The organism is Abyssogena phaseoliformis symbiont OG214, assembly GCF_016592595.1.
GTDB lineage: Bacteria > Pseudomonadota > Gammaproteobacteria > PS1 > Pseudothioglobaceae > Ruthia.
Map to the genome: position 1 here is coordinate 186,297 of NZ_AP012977.1, position 16,756 is coordinate 203,052.

At 38.9% G+C, this 16,756-nt stretch carries 36 protein-coding genes and 1 pseudogene; 20 read left to right on the forward strand and 17 right to left on the reverse strand.

Features of this window, described 5'->3' with window-relative positions:
* Positions 1 to 340 precede the first annotated feature (340 nt).
* Positions 341 to 802: a hypothetical protein gene (locus tag CVPH_RS01165; RefSeq protein ID WP_225879745.1), complete on the reverse strand. Its 462-nt coding sequence runs from the start codon at positions 800 to 802 to the stop codon at positions 341 to 343.
* Positions 803 to 937: 135 nt separating this feature from the next.
* Here CVPH_RS01165 and CVPH_RS01170 point away from each other — a divergent pair, with 135 nt between their 5' ends.
* The 17 genes from CVPH_RS01170 to CVPH_RS01240 all read left to right on the forward strand — a co-directional run bounded on the left by CVPH_RS01170 (position 938) and on the right by CVPH_RS01240 (position 6,354).
* On the forward strand, positions 938 to 1,096 hold the full coding sequence (locus CVPH_RS01170) for a hypothetical protein (protein ID WP_201341722.1): 159 nt from the start codon (positions 938 to 940) through the stop codon (positions 1,094 to 1,096).
* A gap of 2 nt (positions 1,097 to 1,098) precedes the next feature.
* Positions 1,099 to 1,239, forward strand: coding sequence for a hypothetical protein (locus CVPH_RS09915; RefSeq protein ID WP_225879862.1), 141 nt, complete (start codon positions 1,099 to 1,101; stop codon positions 1,237 to 1,239).
* Positions 1,202 to 1,537, forward strand: a complete 336-nt coding sequence (locus CVPH_RS11380) for a phage protease (RefSeq protein WP_225879843.1) — start codon at positions 1,202 to 1,204, stop codon at positions 1,535 to 1,537. Before CVPH_RS09915 ends, CVPH_RS11380 begins: the two co-directional genes overlap by 38 nt.
* An 8-nt stretch (positions 1,538 to 1,545) precedes the next feature.
* Positions 1,546 to 1,740 carry a hypothetical protein gene (locus CVPH_RS01180; RefSeq protein ID WP_201341724.1) on the forward strand — a complete coding sequence of 65 codons (195 nt, stop codon included), beginning with the start codon at positions 1,546 to 1,548 and terminating at the stop codon, positions 1,738 to 1,740.
* The gene (locus CVPH_RS01185) at positions 1,740 to 2,000 is read left to right on the forward strand and encodes a Mu-like prophage major head subunit gpT family protein (RefSeq protein WP_201341725.1); all 261 of its coding nucleotides are present in this window, start codon (positions 1,740 to 1,742) and stop codon (positions 1,998 to 2,000) included. Before CVPH_RS01180 ends, CVPH_RS01185 begins: the two co-directional genes overlap by 1 nt.
* 61 nt (positions 2,001 to 2,061) lie before the next feature.
* The gene (locus CVPH_RS01190; RefSeq protein WP_201341726.1) at positions 2,062 to 2,382 is read left to right on the forward strand and encodes a hypothetical protein; all 321 of its coding nucleotides are present in this window, start codon (positions 2,062 to 2,064) and stop codon (positions 2,380 to 2,382) included.
* A gap of 54 nt (positions 2,383 to 2,436) precedes the next feature.
* A complete protein-coding gene (locus CVPH_RS01195; protein WP_201341727.1) occupies positions 2,437 to 2,682 on the forward strand; it encodes a hypothetical protein in 246 nt (81 codons plus the stop codon).
* Between the two features lie 2 nt (positions 2,683 to 2,684).
* Positions 2,685 to 3,053: a 3TM-type holin gene (locus CVPH_RS01200; RefSeq protein WP_342590448.1), complete on the forward strand. Its 369-nt coding sequence runs from the start codon at positions 2,685 to 2,687 to the stop codon at positions 3,051 to 3,053.
* A gap of 29 nt (positions 3,054 to 3,082) precedes the next feature.
* Entirely contained in the window at positions 3,083 to 3,268 is a 186-nt protein-coding gene (locus CVPH_RS01205) for a hypothetical protein (RefSeq protein WP_201341728.1), read from the forward strand.
* Positions 3,269 to 3,334: 66 nt separating this feature from the next.
* Positions 3,335 to 3,619: a hypothetical protein gene (locus tag CVPH_RS01210; protein WP_201341729.1), complete on the forward strand. Its 285-nt coding sequence runs from the start codon at positions 3,335 to 3,337 to the stop codon at positions 3,617 to 3,619.
* A gap of 130 nt (positions 3,620 to 3,749) precedes the next feature.
* On the forward strand, positions 3,750 to 3,953 hold the full coding sequence (locus CVPH_RS01215) for a hypothetical protein (protein WP_201341730.1): 204 nt from the start codon (positions 3,750 to 3,752) through the stop codon (positions 3,951 to 3,953).
* A gap of 93 nt (positions 3,954 to 4,046) precedes the next feature.
* On the forward strand, positions 4,047 to 4,286 hold the full coding sequence (locus tag CVPH_RS01220) for a hypothetical protein (protein WP_201341731.1): 240 nt from the start codon (positions 4,047 to 4,049) through the stop codon (positions 4,284 to 4,286).
* Between the two features lie 433 nt (positions 4,287 to 4,719).
* Positions 4,720 to 4,881, forward strand: coding sequence for a hypothetical protein (locus tag CVPH_RS01225; protein ID WP_201341732.1), 162 nt, complete (start codon positions 4,720 to 4,722; stop codon positions 4,879 to 4,881).
* Positions 4,882 to 4,924: 43 nt separating this feature from the next.
* A complete protein-coding gene (locus CVPH_RS01230; protein WP_201341733.1) occupies positions 4,925 to 5,257 on the forward strand; it encodes a hypothetical protein in 333 nt (110 codons plus the stop codon).
* Between the two features lie 15 nt (positions 5,258 to 5,272).
* Positions 5,273 to 5,398 carry a hypothetical protein gene (locus tag CVPH_RS10610; RefSeq protein ID WP_281064652.1) on the forward strand — a complete coding sequence of 42 codons (126 nt, stop codon included), beginning with the start codon at positions 5,273 to 5,275 and terminating at the stop codon, positions 5,396 to 5,398.
* A gap of 442 nt (positions 5,399 to 5,840) precedes the next feature.
* Positions 5,841 to 6,086, forward strand: a complete 246-nt coding sequence (locus CVPH_RS01235) for a DUF4875 domain-containing protein (RefSeq protein WP_201341734.1) — start codon at positions 5,841 to 5,843, stop codon at positions 6,084 to 6,086.
* 13 nt (positions 6,087 to 6,099) lie between these two features.
* Positions 6,100 to 6,354, forward strand: coding sequence for a DUF4875 domain-containing protein (locus CVPH_RS01240; RefSeq protein ID WP_201341735.1), 255 nt, complete (start codon positions 6,100 to 6,102; stop codon positions 6,352 to 6,354).
* 679 nt (positions 6,355 to 7,033) lie between these two features.
* Here the strand turns inward: CVPH_RS01240 and CVPH_RS01245 are convergent.
* The 16 genes and pseudogenes from CVPH_RS01245 to CVPH_RS01320 all read right to left on the reverse strand — a co-directional run bounded on the left by CVPH_RS01245 (position 7,034) and on the right by CVPH_RS01320 (position 14,599).
* On the reverse strand, positions 7,034 to 7,330 hold the full coding sequence (locus CVPH_RS01245) for a hypothetical protein (protein ID WP_201341736.1): 297 nt from the start codon (positions 7,328 to 7,330) through the stop codon (positions 7,034 to 7,036).
* A complete protein-coding gene (locus CVPH_RS01250; RefSeq protein WP_201341737.1) occupies positions 7,299 to 7,556 on the reverse strand; it encodes a hypothetical protein in 258 nt (85 codons plus the stop codon). Before CVPH_RS01250 ends, CVPH_RS01245 begins: the two co-directional genes overlap by 32 nt.
* A gap of 127 nt (positions 7,557 to 7,683) precedes the next feature.
* Complete coding sequence (locus CVPH_RS01255) at positions 7,684 to 7,896, reverse strand: hypothetical protein (RefSeq protein ID WP_201341738.1); 213 nt, start codon at positions 7,894 to 7,896, stop codon at positions 7,684 to 7,686.
* A gap of 57 nt (positions 7,897 to 7,953) precedes the next feature.
* The gene (locus CVPH_RS01260; RefSeq protein ID WP_201341739.1) at positions 7,954 to 8,103 is read right to left on the reverse strand and encodes a hypothetical protein; all 150 of its coding nucleotides are present in this window, start codon (positions 8,101 to 8,103) and stop codon (positions 7,954 to 7,956) included.
* A complete protein-coding gene (locus CVPH_RS01265; RefSeq protein ID WP_201341740.1) occupies positions 8,103 to 8,306 on the reverse strand; it encodes a P-loop NTPase family protein in 204 nt (67 codons plus the stop codon). The genes CVPH_RS01260 and CVPH_RS01265 overlap by 1 nt, the downstream gene beginning before the upstream one ends.
* Positions 8,307 to 8,505: 199 nt before the next feature.
* Positions 8,506 to 8,760: a P-loop NTPase family protein gene (locus CVPH_RS01270; RefSeq protein ID WP_201341741.1), complete on the reverse strand. Its 255-nt coding sequence runs from the start codon at positions 8,758 to 8,760 to the stop codon at positions 8,506 to 8,508.
* A 660-nt stretch (positions 8,761 to 9,420) separates the two neighbouring features.
* Positions 9,421 to 9,561, reverse strand: a complete 141-nt coding sequence (locus tag CVPH_RS01275) for a hypothetical protein (protein WP_201341742.1) — start codon at positions 9,559 to 9,561, stop codon at positions 9,421 to 9,423.
* Complete coding sequence (locus tag CVPH_RS01280; protein WP_201341743.1) at positions 9,561 to 9,782, reverse strand: hypothetical protein; 222 nt, start codon at positions 9,780 to 9,782, stop codon at positions 9,561 to 9,563. Before CVPH_RS01280 ends, CVPH_RS01275 begins: the two co-directional genes overlap by 1 nt.
* A gap of 491 nt (positions 9,783 to 10,273) precedes the next feature.
* The gene (locus CVPH_RS10615) at positions 10,274 to 10,402 is read right to left on the reverse strand and encodes a hypothetical protein (RefSeq protein ID WP_281064653.1); all 129 of its coding nucleotides are present in this window, start codon (positions 10,400 to 10,402) and stop codon (positions 10,274 to 10,276) included.
* A gap of 161 nt (positions 10,403 to 10,563) precedes the next feature.
* Positions 10,564 to 10,890, reverse strand: a complete 327-nt coding sequence (locus CVPH_RS01285) for a glycoside hydrolase family protein (RefSeq protein WP_425353121.1) — start codon at positions 10,888 to 10,890, stop codon at positions 10,564 to 10,566.
* 52 nt (positions 10,891 to 10,942) lie between these two features.
* A pseudogene (locus tag CVPH_RS09920) lies at positions 10,943 to 11,461 on the reverse strand (host-nuclease inhibitor Gam family protein).
* Positions 11,462 to 11,619: 158 nt separating this feature from the next.
* Entirely contained in the window at positions 11,620 to 11,781 is a 162-nt protein-coding gene (locus tag CVPH_RS11070; RefSeq protein ID WP_201341746.1) for an AAA family ATPase, read from the reverse strand.
* A 40-nt stretch (positions 11,782 to 11,821) separates the two neighbouring features.
* Positions 11,822 to 12,151: a TniB family NTP-binding protein gene (locus CVPH_RS01305; protein ID WP_225879844.1), complete on the reverse strand. Its 330-nt coding sequence runs from the start codon at positions 12,149 to 12,151 to the stop codon at positions 11,822 to 11,824.
* A 118-nt stretch (positions 12,152 to 12,269) separates the two neighbouring features.
* Complete coding sequence (locus tag CVPH_RS01310; RefSeq protein WP_201341748.1) at positions 12,270 to 12,800, reverse strand: Mu transposase C-terminal domain-containing protein; 531 nt, start codon at positions 12,798 to 12,800, stop codon at positions 12,270 to 12,272.
* Positions 12,801 to 12,907: 107 nt separating this feature from the next.
* The gene (locus CVPH_RS01315; protein ID WP_201341749.1) at positions 12,908 to 14,107 is read right to left on the reverse strand and encodes a DDE-type integrase/transposase/recombinase; all 1,200 of its coding nucleotides are present in this window, start codon (positions 14,105 to 14,107) and stop codon (positions 12,908 to 12,910) included.
* Positions 14,108 to 14,419: 312 nt separating this feature from the next.
* A complete protein-coding gene (locus CVPH_RS01320) occupies positions 14,420 to 14,599 on the reverse strand; it encodes a hypothetical protein (RefSeq protein WP_201341750.1) in 180 nt (59 codons plus the stop codon).
* 173 nt (positions 14,600 to 14,772) lie between these two features.
* Between CVPH_RS01320 and CVPH_RS01325 the strand changes: the two genes are divergently transcribed.
* The 3 genes from CVPH_RS01325 to CVPH_RS01335 all read left to right on the forward strand — a co-directional run bounded on the left by CVPH_RS01325 (position 14,773) and on the right by CVPH_RS01335 (position 16,756).
* Complete coding sequence (locus tag CVPH_RS01325) at positions 14,773 to 15,426, forward strand: LexA family transcriptional regulator (protein ID WP_201341751.1); 654 nt, start codon at positions 14,773 to 14,775, stop codon at positions 15,424 to 15,426.
* Between the two features lie 643 nt (positions 15,427 to 16,069).
* Entirely contained in the window at positions 16,070 to 16,330 is a 261-nt protein-coding gene (locus CVPH_RS01330; RefSeq protein WP_225879746.1) for a hypothetical protein, read from the forward strand.
* A gap of 135 nt (positions 16,331 to 16,465) precedes the next feature.
* A complete protein-coding gene (locus CVPH_RS01335; protein ID WP_201341753.1) occupies positions 16,466 to 16,756 on the forward strand; it encodes a hypothetical protein in 291 nt (96 codons plus the stop codon).

The window sequence follows — 16,756 nt, forward strand, 5'->3', positions numbered from 1 at the left end:
TTTGCAACCTCGATATAAAAACTATGCCGCCCAGTCAAGCCGTCAATATTTAAACTTAACCCTTGGCTCTCCTATTTTGAAATCGCTTCAAAAATCCAACGCGTCGCGAATATGCGCCACTCGCCGTTAAAATCCCTGTCGCTTAATAAGTGCAAATTAGAGCTAAAATCAGGGCGCATAGCGCGCTCACCAAGGCGGGGTCATTAAAATGCGTAATATGTTGTTGGCAATACTATGTATATTGCTTTACGCTAGTTTCACGAACGCCAGACACGCCAATAAAATCAATATCTTTAAAAGATAAATCTTTGAGTTGTAGGGTTGTATTGTTGTACTCATATTAATTTGGTTTACTCGTATTTGCATTGCCGCCGAAGTGGTTGCCTGAATTTTTCGGATGTGTGTGATTAACAAGGCTAATACCATTCACCACCACATCATCACCCAAGCCAGATACATTAATAATTGTCACATTAACATTAACAGTGTTTACGGCGTTAATCGTCATTGTTTTAGACGCTACGCTGTATTCAATACACGTACCGTCTTCATGCTCAGTAATGTCAATATCAGCACTAGCGCCACTTGGCTCTGATAAATCATGGCAAAAAATACCGCGGATAACAAACGCTTCATCAAGCACCAAGACTTGTTCACCCGCCCTTAAAGGTGTCCAGTGTTTTTTAAATGAGTTAGCTATTTGCAAGACAGGCAAAAAAGGGGTTAAACGCCCACAAACATCAGCACACGCCGTTGATTGCGCGTTATTTTTGATTTGTGAAATTTTGCCCACCTGCGTCATACACTTTGTTTTTTATTAAGACGGTACAAATTATCCATACAAAATTATTACGTTTAATCCATATAGAGGTATATGAATTGCGACATTTAGAGCAAAAGAGAGTAATTCGCACTAACTTACAAAACCAAGGAACAAATGAACAGATTATTAATTCAAGCGTTATGCTCAGTTTCACTAGATGCGCTAAAAGACAAATTACGCATTACACCAGTGGGAGAAATAAAGGGTATTGACGGACGATATTTTAACGTTGACGGCAAAGCTTTTTTAAAAGACCTAAAAAAAATGCACTAGATTTGCCACTCACCAAAAATCACGAGTGGCGCAGCGAAGCCCAAGGCTGGTTTAGTAATTTTGAACTCAGGGACGACGGTATTTATGCAACACTCGAACTTAATGATGCGGGCGAGGGATTTAATCAAGCGCAAAGCTTTTAAATACCTAAGCTCAGAATTTTTGATTGATTACGAAAGTAAAAAAGTATTCAATTTGAATGGGGTTGGGTTGGTTACAAAACCTAATCTTTTAAACGAGGCTCTAAATGAGACTCAAACAACAAGTCAACCACAGGAGAACACAATGACTGATAGTGAAAAACAAGAGTTTAAGCAGCTCAAGCAAGACAACAACGCTTTAAAAGAAACCAATAAAACGATAAAGCGGCGCTGCAACAAAAAAGCGAAGAATTGTAAGCCGAATTTAACACACTACAGATTGATACAGCAATCAACTTAGGGCAATTATTGCCCGCCAAAAAAGAGTTTGCCTTAACGCTGGATGAAAATTCACTAACTGCATTTTTAAAGGGTGAGGCAGAAGCCACACCAAAAACCGACAACAACAATCTTACACCCGATGAACAAGGCGATATTAAAGACACAGTTGACAACAGCATCATGGTACAACTCGGATTAAACAACAACAAAGGAGAAGAATAATGGCTGATTTTAATTTAACAAACATACGAGCACTCACAAAAGGCATTAATAAACTGTTTACTAACTTTAAGAAAAAGCCTGAGAGTAAATACTTAGATATTGCAACAAAGATTACCACAGCAGACCACACGATTGATTACGCATGGTTAGGTGATTTACCAGCCACCCAATCCCACCAATGCACGAGTGGATTACTGAGAGTGTCTTTAAAGCCTATCAAGCTGCGCTTAAACACATTCAAACCACTAAGGCAAAAGTGAATGCTGAAGGCATAACTGATTTAACGCCAACAAAAGTAAAAATAAGGATAAACGCGTACTTATGATAGCAATTAACAAAGCACAAGAACTCATCACTCAAGTGTTGCCAAAAATTACTTTGCTGCAAGATGCAATCAATACACGTGGCACATACTTGATATTTGACAATATCAAAGTTAATAATGCCAGTATTAGTGATTTTGATTATGTGTTTAAGTGTTTTGTAGCAATTAAAACTGCAAGCGCTAATAAAGCACTTGCGTATCAGCCACTAGACGCAGTGTTAAACCCATTAGTTGAAGACTGGAAAAACAACGCAAAAATAGAAATTGGCGACATTAAGACCATACGCAATCAAAGGGTTGATTGTGTATCAAATTGAGTTAGTTGTATTGGGCTTTGAGCCTGAAACTTTTTTAACAAAGGAGAAATAAAAATGCTAGAAAAAATAGACTTACCTCAATCAATTGCTAAAGATTATTCAGCTGATGAGAGTGCAACCATACAAGCAGTCATTGACAATTCACCAAATAAAATTAAAAAAGGCTTAACGTTATTTGAGATATACACTGATGAAAACGACTATAAAAATTACGGTGTATTAGTTGACACTAGTATTATTGATTTTGAAATTGCAACAATTAAAGCCGCTGATGGCAGCTACAGCTTTTTTGAGGTATAGACATGATCTGGAAATTTTTAACAAGTGCCATCAAGCCCGTCACTGATTTGGTTGATGACTTATACACTTCAGATGAAGAGCGATTAGTTTTAAAAAACGAGCTAGCAAAAATTGAAAGCAAAATGGGACTCAAGTTACTGGATTATGAAAAGCAACTACTCTCAGCCCAATCAAACATCATTGTTGCTGAAGCCCAAGATGGCTCATGGTTACAAAAATCATGGCGACCCATCATAACAATGTTGGTATTTTTAGCATTAGTGGTGGCAGGTAGCTTCAGCTGGCTCGGTACACCACTTGCACTCCAAGCGTGGACATTATTACAAATCGGCTTAGGGGTTATGTGGTGGGTCGTAGCGCTGAGAAAATAACACCTAAATTATTCAATAAAGGCTAGCACATGGATCAATCAGACACGGCGACAAAACATGAAGAAATGGCACGCGATATCGCACTTAGAGAACACCAAGTAAGGCTAAACCAAAGCCAAAGCGGGCAAACTTTTAGCCAATGTTTTGACGAATGGCGCGGCGAAGAAGTCGTGTGTTACGGGTATGCTGAAGTGTTAAGCGACGAGCATTTATAAGTGTACAGCCAATGGCAACGCACTGTGTTGATTGTCAAATTAGATTAGAACAAACAAGGGATGAGTATGTTAAATGAAACTTTTCTAGCCAAAGTTCTAGGCTCAGTCATGGGCAGTGCAATTGCGGTCGTATTTAACTCTAAAGAGAGTAATAATTTGTTAATGTTTCAGCGGTTCATAATCGGTGCAGTTATTGGGTTTATTTCAGCACCTGTTATTATTGACAAGTTCGGTTGGACACATACTTTTGATTATTGGCTTGCCAGTGCGGCACTTGCTGGTACGCTCGGCTACTTCTTATTACAACTACTTTTTAGCGATAGACATGCAGAAACAATTTTAAAAAAATGAACGTAAAGCACCAGTAAAGCAAGGCGCTTATTTGTTGATAAGCACATGACGATTAAAGATATTGCAACGCTTTTATCACTCTCAAGAACAACGATACACAACTACAAAACGACAGACTTGGTAAAAAGGCGTGGACTGGGATAATTTACGCTTTTTAAAAGCAATTGACAGTGCAGATACCAAGGGTTCAGAGCAAGAGTTCGTGTCACTGCTTATCCACTCGTTTGAGTCAGCACTTAAAGATTTAGATGCGTCCAAGCCTGAGAAACAGATCAACACAATCAGTAAATACATTGGCACTTACTATAAGCTCAAAAAGACAACCCTAAGGTAAACACCGCGGCAGTTGCAAAAGATATCATTCACAATATTTCACAAATGGCGCTAGAGGCATAAGCGACCTGTGTGATTGGATTTCTAAGCCAAAATGCAGACACAATCGTCAGCAAGATACTCAAATAATTCAGTGAATGCCAAAGATATCAGCGAACTTTCCCTTTACTTAAAAGCCTTGCCAAGGCTTGCAGACAAGGGCAAAGACAAGCGCATTAAACGCGCCAAAGATGATTTTTTGACGTTTATAAAAACATACTTCCCGAACCACATCAAAGGTGCAAAGACCGACAGTTCGCATTTTCGTAAGTTCGTACATAAAAATATCGAGTAATTAACAAAGCAACACAAAAAGCTGGTATTTAAAGCTTATCGAAACAGCGCAAAAACGACAACACTAAGTTAGCTTTTCACGCTTTGGAAAGTTGCAAAACAAGAAGTTAGGAGCGTAGTTGTAATTGATGCAACGGAGGATACTGTCGGAGAGTTGTTTGAGTTTTTTAAAACAGAATGCGAGGGCAATGCAAATTTTAGATATGATTTTAACCTAAGCTTTCCAAAAACATGGAGGGAGAAAAACATAGTCATTAGCGTTGATGGGCTTTTGTGTCGTATAAAAGGCTATGGTTCAGGTAAAAAACTAAGGGGGTATTAAATTTCTAGCATTCAGACCCGATTTAATTATTGTTGATGATATCGAAAATGATGAATAAGTAGAAAGCAAACAACAGCGCAAAAAACTTGAGAACTGGTTCAAGAAAGCGGTAATGAAATTACCGAGTTTAAAGAAGGAGTACACATTAGTAGTAGGCACTGTATTGCACAATGATGAGCTATTGCCGTACTTAAGTACGCGTAAAGACTTTGTAAGCTTTGATTTTCCACCGGTACGTAAGTTTCCTGATGATACTGATATGCTAAACCCATAAAAAATGGGTATTAGATGACCCAGAGATTAATGTTAAAGAGATTATGGATGAATATTTCGAGGATATAGATTCATTTATGTCAGAGTATCAAAATACACGGTTATCAAAAGAGGGGCTATTATTTGATAAATATACCACTTTTGATAAAATGCCAGTATGCGACATATACTGGATAGGTTTAGATTCAGCAATGGGCAAGAAAAAAGGTGACTACCTTAGTGTAGCTACACTAAGTAAAAAAGATGATAAATTTTACTTAAGTGTTAAAGGTTACCGCATGAGCCCCGTTAAACTCATCCCTCGCATTATCGCTCAATATTCAAAACTCAGCGCCATCGCACCCACCACCATCACTTGTGAAGTGGCGGCGTTCTAAGAATTTTTTAAAGATGTGTTAAAAAAAGAAGCAAAAAGTATAGATATTCCGCTGAGCGTTAAAGAACTACGCAACACTGCACCCAAGGTATTAAGGATTGACAGTATTGCACCTTTAGTTAATGATGGTACTATTTTTTAGTTTGCGCAAAAGATGCACTACTTATCGAAGAGCTTGATACTTATCCGAGCAGCGCACATGACGACTTATTAGATGTGAGTGAAATGGCGTACCGAATTTTTAGAAGAGGTGGGAAAATTAATTACAAAGAAGTACGCCCCGTTATGGCAGAAATAGCCAATCAACTGCTCAATACCATTGGGGAACAAGCCCGTGGGGTAAACCATGGCAGCCATTGGCAGCATCAACACTCAAGTTTAAAAAGGCAAGCCTTTATATGAAAGCGGACGCTTACAAGAAACCACAGCAGCCATACACGACAACACGAATGTCACGATTGGCACTAATGCTCACGTCAACGGCTATCCGTATCCTGCCACGCACCAATTCGGTTCTGAAACAGCCTCAAAGCGTAGTTTTATGCCGTTTGACGACAAAGGCGATATACCCGCTGTTTTGCGAGATGATAAACAGACTGCTTTTTAACTTAAAACAAGCCCAAGCCTATGAAGTAGTCGGCAATACAGATGATATTGGCTTTGGCGGTAGAGACAGGCTTGGGTTTACAATCGTCTCTCAAAAAGCAAATACATTTGAGCAACTAGCACAAACTGCGATGAAAGCGGCTATTGATAAGCAAGGTGAAGCAGATGCAGAGGTTATTTACATCAAACTCTATTCAGACAGAAAGTCTGACTCAAAATTCTGACTATCTGTATGCAATGGCAGATTATGCACCTGATGGCGGTGGAAACTCAGGCGACCAAGGTTGGGAGTGGAAAGTAGAGGCTGTTGAATCACGAACATTTAAAGATACAAATCTAAAAGTAATGGCATTATTGAATGATAAAGAAGGTCTCATAAAAGGCATTACTGGTTTTGAGGAGAAGTTAACCCTAATCGCCAAAAAACTTAATATATCTTATGATGCTGCTAACAATGGTGTGATACGTAAAAAATATAACGTTGAAAAATAAAAGCGCGCAGGCAAGGGTTGTATTAATTGCTGCTTGTTTATCAATTATAAGCGCCACTCACGCAGCTCAAAAAATATATCGTACTTTTTAAGTTACCAAAGTTCTTAAAGTCTACGATGGCGATACCATTCGTGTTAATTTAGTCAACTGCACCGAGCCGATGCTGTACAATAACATTGGTATCCGTATCTATGGCATTGATACCCTTGAGATACGCAGCAAATGCCAAAGTGAAAAACGTCTTGCCAAGATTGCCCGTGACAAACCCAGAGCCACACTCAAAACCGCTAAAGTGATCACTTTAAAACAAACCGGCCAAGGTAAATGCTTCCCGCATTGTTGGGCGTTTATTTGCTGATGGTGTAGATGTTGCAGATGCACTTATTGACCAAAACCTCGCTTTTCGCTATTTTGGCGGCAAAAAACAATCATGGTGCGACAAGTAAACAAAGCAGCATTTTTTAACTAGTAAGTTGTTAAAGAGCTATCATTTAGAGATGGATACAGTCTTATTAATCATTTTTTACATATTTTGATAGACAGATAGTTTTATTCATCATAAATGAATGACAAAACAACTTATTTATTCTAACTACCAACTTTTAAAAAATTGATAGTTAGAATAAGGATAACCACCTAAACCCTTGTCAGTTAGTTGCTTTAGAGTATTTAAGCGTTATTAGTTCAACTCAATTGTCAGTGAGTCTTTTTTGTCAATTGCTTGTAGTTTGCGTAGCCTACAGATGTACTGATTATCAGATTCGCCGTTCCACTTTGTAGTTGGCAATAAGCCACGTCTTTTCTCTAAATAGCTCAATGAGGCTTTGATTTTTGTAACTTCGTTTATCTGCGTGTAATTTTCTGTAAGCTCACAAGACTGAAACAAGTAAACACCACGAGTATTTTTTCGCCCTTTGGTTGTTCTTTGAAGTTCAAATAATAACTCAAGCATCAAACTTAAAATTAAACCAAACACCTGCCACATCTGAGAGTAGAAAAACGGCAACGATCAATAAATCACCCTCTAAAAAACCTTTAATACCAAGCCCTGAGCTAACCAGCCAACTCAGCTGAATAAAGAAAGTGATCATCATGGACTTTGCAACCTTGCTGCTAATAATCACCCGCATGTTGAGGTGCTTGAGAAATACCAGCAGAAACTGGAAAAAACAAACAAGTGCAGCGGCATCAACTGTGCGCATAACTAATAGCTCGCAGCTTGCTTAGTAAGAACTGCAAGGGAGGCTTGTGTCTTTGCAATAAGTAGCTCATTTTCTAAAAAAATAGTTTCAGCTTTATAAGTACAGTTTTGAAAGCCTGTGGTCGACGCTAAATCTTTTTTTGTTCTTCAGTAATAAACGTTTCTGCTTCATGTTCTGAGCCAAAGATACAACTACCGCCCGCTGGTTTCCAACGGTCAAAGCCAGCTAACTTTTTCATAACACGATATTTGATAATTTCATCGGTCGTACAATTATTACTACTGCTACAACTGTTGTCTTTAAGTTGACAAGTGAACATACCTGCTTTTTTCTCACTCATCCAGTACGTGCCATCAAACTCGTCAAGCCATTTTTAGCGGTCTTGTCGTCCTTATTTCTACCCAATGCAGCGAGCAGTTTTGTTTTGTTGCATTTTCCCTTGGGCAAGTTTTGCGCTAACACCTTCTATGAAGGCATTTTTCTCGTCAGAAATGAGTGCTTTGCTCACATCGGTAACTTCAATATCCAGTGTTTTTGGGTCAATCACTAAGGCTTGGTCAGTATAATAGCGCAGCGCTCTTTTTTAACCTGAAGGTGGAGGTGTAGCCTGCCATCTTCACTGGGTAGTTTGCTTAATTGGTACATGTTGTCAACTGAGTTTCTAATGTTGTTGGATCCTTGGTAATTCTTGCCGTCTTTGTTAGAATGATGTGGTACTACCACGGTTGCGCCTGCCTCGCGTAAGTTCATTATTTGCGTGAAACACTGCATGGTAACATTATCATTATCATTATTGATATTTGTAAAGTTGCACAAGCTGTCAAATACAAACACGCAATTAGCATAAGCGTCACGAAAACAGCGTCATCACTTAAGCGCTCTAATAAGTCGGGCGGTGTTAGTACGCTTTTAGAGCGTTGTACGTATTGCAAGGTAGGATGGCTTGCAACTAATAGATCATTAATATTGCGTTCTTTAAGAGAACGCTCAGCGGATTGTCAAAATCAAGGTAAATGACTTGCTTTGATAGCTGTGTGCAGTGCTTTGCAATGGCAAAGCCTAGCCAACTTTTGCCATTGCCGCCATCGGCATAAAAAAGCGTGATTAAGCCTTCGGCAAGAAAATCACTAATGATGAAGTTAGTATTGGCGTTAAAGTCATCAACTACTAAGCTTGTGCCATTTAAAAAGTCTAGTGTGTTCATATAGTCCTCAGGGCTAGTTTAAGTAGCTCGTCTTGCATCGTAATGCCATTAGTGCTCATGTAATCAATAGTTTGATTATGCTTGGATCTTCTTTTTTCAATGGCATTGAAAGGCTTAAAAAGGTTCTGTGGCCGCTTTGTAGTCTGAACTCTTGTTGCATAGCTGCATGATTGTGTGGCGCTTACCACCTAATAAATACGTGCGCCTTTTTGACCTTTTCAATTCAAATTCAGATAATGTACACGCCCCTTACCTGTATTTTCTATGTGTAAAAGAAATACTACAATCAAACATCAAAGCCAATTGCTTCGCTGTATAGTCTTTATTGTTGATGGTTACCATGTTCATATTAAAAATCCTCTTTTCTAGTTACAAATTTAACAGCCCAGTGGTCGGTAATATAATTAAGATCAAAAAATGCAGGTAGTTTGAATGGTAAGGAGTCACACCACCACATTACATTGGATTTTTTGTGAAATCTATAAAATATGTTGATGATTTCTTTTTCCGTTTTCAAGCCTTGGCAATAAGGGTACTCTTGCCCATGAAACTCTGGCAATTTTGGGTGGTTCTGTAGTGTGAAATATCTCATAAGACCTCTTTTGTGAAATGGTTTGTCAATTAGCCCTATTGCTAGCTCTGCTTGCCAATATCTAGTGCTTAGTGGCTTTCTGCGCTGGACAAAAAACTACAATCCAACTCGTTAAACGCACCGTGTTGCTTAAAAGCACCACGCTTGTCTTTATCTGCTCGTGCACACTGGCTTGTGCGTGCATATTTTCGGTTATCACATAACAACATTAGCGCACCTCTTGTTTTATATCGCTAATGCCAGCCTCTTCAGCTAGCTCTAAAATCTCTTGCCATTCCAGTGTGAAAGCTTTACCTGTTTTCTGACTCTGCACGATGGGTGAGCCACTTGCTGCACTAGTGCTAAGAGCGTAAGTGTCGTTTTCACCCTGTGCTTTGCCACAATGGGAGTTTAAAAAATAGGCTGGCTTTTGGCGTATTCTTCCAATCATTAGAACATCTTCTGTTGTTTTGCGCCACGGTGGCTCTTTTTTAAAATTACCGCAACTTTAGCATCTGAGTACTGCGTATTTATTTTCCAAGTTGGGTCGGCTTTTAACCCTTTAATCGTCATAAAACCGTAACCACAAGCGGGGCATCTCCTATAACGCTCAACCACTACGTCATTAGTTGTGCCAGTGACTTTAGTTTTCTCATTTAAGCAACTAGGGTAAAATACGTAGCGCCGTCTTTTTTTTGTTTAGTTTTTGTTTGTTGACCACTCTTTGGACGCATTTTGTTCAGCGCAGCTAAAATACCGCTGACTTGTTGCTTACTTTAAGCTTTCAACGTTTAAAAAAGTTTCGCCTGTGTTATTGTTGATAAACCGTATTAGTGCAGGGATATTTTTCACGCGAGATACTTGCATCCAAGTGTGCTTGGTTGCTGGTTATTGCATCAAATAAGGCGTTAGTTTTACCCAGTAAAAAGTCCAATAAAGTAATTAATTAATGGTTAAATCCACAGCACTGTGCTTATTAAAGCTGTCTTGTAGCATTGTGCGATAAACATCCTCTCCGTTGGCTTTATAAAATGCTAAATAACGCTCAGACTGGTGTATCTTGCCCAGCAAGTTACGTCTAAACTATTGTTGTTTCTGTGTTAGTTTTGCCATTTTTTTAATCTCCATTTATCTTTTGTAGAGCACACTTGGGGGAGTCAAATGCACTCTACAAAAGCAAGCTGTTACCAGCCAACTTTTTGCTTATAAAGCGTTGTTTTTCATCATAAATGCTAGTGTTGTTGCGTGTTGTCCCACTTGCTGTCTAGCATTTCTTTAGCAACAAGCTCATAATTACCCGTTTTTAACGCAACAATCATCAACTTAAACTTTAGTAGTCTTGGCAAACCGAGGTTAAAACACATATCAACCAGCGCTACTTTACGAGCAACACTAAGCGTGTTAAACCATTTGTGCGCTTGTAGTTCACGACAAGTTTTGTCCACATCGTTCTCAAGCAGACTATTGGCCAACTCGGCGCTAATACCATTAGCATCTAGATTATGGCCATAGCCAATGGTTAACTTACCAACACTGCATTGGTAGGGCATTAATCGCAAACTTTCGTGTTTTTCAACAAGCGAGTGGCGTATAGCTTTGTGCTAGTGTTCATTATTTAATCACCGAGGCTTTTTCAATCTCGGTCTCAAAAGGCTCAACAAAAAACAACTCAACCCCTGAAGTGATACTAATGCCCGCTACGTCTGCTGCACGTTCGCTGTCTTTTAATATTGCCTCTTTATTTACGGTCTCTTTTGTGCGCACAAAACTTGTTAGCTTTAAGCGCTCAATCACATCAGCAACTTTACTAATGCGAACACTTGGCGGATTTTTGCGCCAGCCGATTTGCCCTGTGGCGATTGAAACGCTCTTTAGCCCTCATTTGCACAGTTGTTCACGATTAGCGCTTGCCCATGATTTAATACCTGAAAATAAGTCCTCTATCTCTTCATTAAGTGGCTTGGCTTGTTGCTCAAAGCTCTTTTTAGTTTGAGTGAGTTGCTCGTTCATGGCATCCTCAATACTTGATACTCGCCCTTGCTTGGTTGCTAATTCTTGCAACCACTGCTCTGCTTGCGTTTGAGTTTGTGGTGCATCTGTATTGCCGCTTTTTATTCTTGTTCTAGACATAATTACTCCTTATTTTTTGCTGTCATACTTTCTAGCACGTTGCTTTTGCACTTCCTCTTCAGCTTTTTGCATTTGTTCTCTTCTACCTATTTTTACTCCTTGTTTATTAAATATTCATAAAGCATTTGTAATAACTCGCCGCTACGTCCTTTAAGGTTCTACAGCAGTGTATATGTACCTATCAGTACGACAGGCACTTGGCTAAAGTCAAAAAGCCGCCTAATTAATTCTAAACTTTTCGTAGTCAAATTTTCAGCCTCATCAATAATAAGCACGTGCTCTGAGCGTTTGAAATTAGCCACGCGTTCATGAAACAACATCTTTCAGCAGAGCCAGACACATTTTTATTGCCTTGCTGGTCTAGTATTTGCTGTGTAGTAGGCTTTTACCACTAATCATTGGCGTGGTTTGAATTAAGATAGCCTCAGGATGTTTAGCAACATACGCTTTAACAGCCAATGTTTTGCCTGTGCCCGTTTTGCCATAAATAACACCCATCTGCTCTCTAATAACAACTTCGTCAATCGTCCAGTGGATAGACACCAAGTCCCTTGTTTGTATCAGTGTATCTGCTTTGATTGTTTTGGTTTGATAATTTGCAATATAAGTATCAACACGGGTTTTTAAGTCCTTTGTATTGCCCTTATAAACACCTTTTAAATATTGGAATAGAGCATCCAGTACTGGCACCAATGCTACACGCTACACTTGCTTGTGATAGACCCTTATCGTTGATAAAGGCCATGTTATTACTCCTTTGTTTTAATGGCTTAACCACAATATGCAACTATTGCATATTGTGGTTAAATCACTCGTTTGCAACCAATTCTAAAACCAACTTCTGAAAATCTGTTTGCTCTAAACTCTTTTGCTTTTCCTGTTTTGTTTGTTTGCGTAAATCAACCTGTGCTTGCTCAATATCTAAATACTCATCAGGCATAGCGTCTTGATGTTGTTTATAAGTTTTTTGTGCTTGTTTGGTGCGCTGCTTAACAGCCTTAACAACACGTTGTTTGTAAGCTTTTTTATTGGCTTTAATGTCCTCAACACTTAATCCAATCATTACGTGCATTACTTGTTTGTCTTGTATCTCACAGATAAATGCACCATCTTTGAATAAAAACAACTTATTACTGTCATTAATATTCTCGCGCACCTCAACCTCATCACCAATGGTGATTTGTTCCCACATCTCAAGTGATAAAAAGTGTGTGTTGCGATGGCGGATGCCTTCTTTTGATACGCGCTTATTTGATTTTTTGCCAAGTGTTCGATAGATAATGTCTAAATCAATATCTAACGCTGAGTGCTGTGCGTACTTTTCTTCGTCTTTGTGCATGAGATAGTTATCAATCCAGTTCTCAACTTTCCACCATCACATGAAGTTAGCTTTGATGTTGGTTTGTACGCCTGATAACCTTTCTAGTTTTGTAGAGGCTTCGTTTTCTAAATGCTGACGTTGGTTGACATTGTGGCCAACAAAACCTGCCAAACTTTCAAAAGCAGCACAGTGCCGCAAACTTCTAAATACACGCTCAATTTTGCCTTTTGGTCACCTTTAGCCTTGCCTGTGCGGATGTAGTTAATGCTTAAATATTCCAATACGCCCTGTATGTGTTCAGATACATAATCGGCACCATTGTCACCTTTAATAACCTCAGGAATACCCAATTTTTGAAAAGCTTTATAAAGTAGGCGTAAGTTAGAATAAGTGTTTGAACTTTGAAATACAGCCGACACTCTAGCGCCTGTTTTGTTGTCAACAATAGCAATGAGTTGCGGGTGCACCAAGTGATAGTTATCGCTTATAATCTTATTTGTATAATCACGTACACCGCCAATATGCGGCACTTTGCACATGATGTCCAGCGGTGTTGCATCTATTTTCCATTGCTCATTTGCATATGCCCACTTACGCCCAAAGCTTGGTTCGGCGTAAGTGAATGCATATTCCATGCTAAGATGCAAATAATCTTTTAAAAGAAGCTTGATTTTGAACGGATAATGGACACTGCGCTTAAAACTACTTTCACTAATATCAGCACCAAGATTTCGAAAATCAACATTTAAATCGTGTTTATCGGCATAAATAAGGCAATACTCACTAAAAGCATTTGTGTAATGCTTAGTGGCCATGGCCACTATAGCTTGTTCAACAAGGTTTAAGTCTGTTTTAAATTCTTTACTGCTGTGCTTATCATTTAGCGCACTAGCATCTTGTTTTTTGAATAACTTAACCCAGCGCTTAAATTTTGAACTTAGGCTAAGTGGCGAGGCAGTTGTGTCATATATTGAATAATAAAATTGAGCAATATGACTGATTGGGTGTCTGGTCGTATTGATAAATCGCACTAAATCTAAGCGCTCTGTGCTGGTTGGCTTATTAATATTTGAAAAGACTGGCAAGTCCCTAGGGTTAATGTTGAAACCAGAACTGACACGACGTTTAGGTTTGCATGATAGTGTTACTACTTTTTCATATTCATACACCTTGCCACACCCGCCGACTCCTTCTATTACAGCAATAGTGTAGCGCTTGTTACCATATTCAACCACATGGGTGCAACTATCTTTTGCTCGTGCAGTTAATTTCTGTACATGTCTGAGACCAACATTTAACTCTTTAACTAGTTGTTTACTATTCATCAAGCACACCTCACGTATGGTAAAAAACAAGCAACTGTCGTGTCGTGCGTATAGATAACAATGCCATTATTGTTTCGCGCTGAATATTCATTACTGCAGTAGGCACATTGAAAAGCAGACTGCTCTTGGTTTTCAAGAGCGTCCATATCTTGATAGCTGTAAAACGGACAAATAGGTGTTTGAGTGCAATTCATCCAATAATCACCCTCAAGAGCGCCATCATTGTAAACACAAGCACAACACACAAAAATATCACGCTCGGCGTAAAGTCAAGGTTAATAAAGAATATGGACAGTTCAGATAAGTACTGTTTCATACCACGCCCTTTCGTTTACGGTCATTAACCTTAACCGTCGTTCTACCGTCTACTTGAACATTAGCATATTGTAACTCTTCAACGCACTTTATAAAACCATCAGCCATCAGGGCTTCAACAACAAATCGACTTTTTTGAAGCCCATCAAGTACTTGCCTTAGGCTGTTATAGTTCACGTTGTTTTCCCTACAAAAGTGTCTTAGTGTGCTGTAAACATCCTTTATTTTCTCTCTTAAAGTCATAATGTATAATTACTTATATCGTTAAGTTGTTGTTATTATATATCCATTTTGAGAGAAAATAAACTATTATTTATAATATGAGAGAAATAAATCCAATAATAGAGAGAATGAAAAGTGCTACGAGCTGTAAAACAAATACAGAACTGGCTATATACCTAGGTTTAAAAAGCAGCGGTGCTATTAGTACGTGGAAAACTAGAGGTAGAGTTCCTTATCCTGAATGTGAGAAAATCTCTCAAAGTGAAAATATAGACATAGGTTATCTGCTGACTGGCAAACAAGTAGGAGAGTCAATATTCCCAAAAGCATTGCAAGGTAAGGCGGTAACAGCCCATTCCGACACTGTACAAATATCTCAGTACGATGTAACTTTGTCTGCTGGTATGGGTGCTTGTCCGTCAGAACATGCTTTAAGCATTGGCGCTCGTCCATTTGATAAACAATGGCTTGTCAAAAAAAGCTTAGATATTATCCAACTTAGCCTAGTGCGCATAATAGGTGATTCTATGGAGCCGCTACTCAAGGATAAAGATATTGTCATGATAGACGCAAGCAGAACAAAGCCTAGCGAAGGTATGCCATACGCTATTAGGTTAGACGGTGATTTGTTGGTTAAGAGTATCCAGCGAACGGGCGATGGTCTATGGTCTCTTGTTAGCCGCAACAAAGCCTATGACAACATAATGATCAACCCAGAAAAACCACCTACTGATTTCGCTATTTTAGGCGCTGTTGTTTGGCATGCACACAGTTGGATTTAAACCATCATTAAACACGATTTATAGCCTGTTTAAATCATTGTGAGCTAATCATATTTAGGGCGTTGGGGTGTCTTGGTGTGTTCTTATTTTTACTAAACTTGACATAAACCGCTATATAGTGCGGTTTTTAATGGGGCGTTGGTAGAGCGTTGGTCTATTTTTCGGCTTTTTTCAGCCAATTTCAAAAAGTAAAATTCTTTTAAAATCAATAACTTACAAATCCGAAAAAGCGAAGGTACATTTTAAACAGCGATTTATAGCAAGGGCTATGGTTTTGCTCCAATAGAAACTGGACTTGTTGGAGCTGGAAAAATATGGGACGACACTAAACATCCATATAATGAGTCCTTAACCTAATCTATCCCAATAACCAATACCCAATACAACAATCTAATAGACTTTATTTCCAAGTCTGAAGCTAACCCACCTAGTTACAACTTACTTTCAGGTGCACAATGAACTGTTATGGGCAGCACAAGCCCTTGGTAAGGCTAGCATCATTCCAAAAGCATTAACACCAGATACTGATATAGGATTAGGGGGGTTAGTTTAAATGCTAATGTACAACCCATATACACAAGCACTTGGGTTTTCTCTTAGGAAGGCGTATGACAATTATTTTAATAATCCAACAAAAAATAACTTGGAAACCTTTGACCAACAACTCGAAAAAGCCAAACAAGCCCACCAACAGCAAAATCCCAATACCAAATTAGGTGCCCTTGAACAAATCAAACACAACCTTGAGGAAAAACCTATGATGGTGAAGGCTATGACCAATGGAGCTATAAACAACAAGGCTTTGATAGTGAAGGCTTTGATGTTTATGGTTTTGATAAAAATGACATTGACGTCTTTGGCACTGCCAAGCCAGTTGTTAGTGGCGGTGGAGCTATATGGATAGATGAAGAGGTAAGGGCAGTATTGGTGGTAATAACCTAAAGGCTGGGGATTATCAGCAGTGGTTGGTAAACTATGATGATTGGACGAATGAGTATCATTGGAACGATCAACCAGTTGGTGGTGTACATATATAGATATGCAAGATGATGGGGTTACGGCACACAATCTTATTAGAGCTTCGGTTACAGCTTTTGCAACTTTGCAGTACTCTTTTGATGGCGGTATCACTTTTATTGATGCAAATAAAGATGATCATGCGTTTGGTTTTTTGTTGCCTACTGATGCCTATTTTGAGATTGGTGATATAGCGTTTAGGCAAACATATGGACATGGTTTTGCCATTCCATTTAAAAATGAAGTGGCTTTCACTACTAGTAGTTTGGGGTTGGGGGTTAGTTCTCAGGCTATTCGACAAATATTGTTGTAA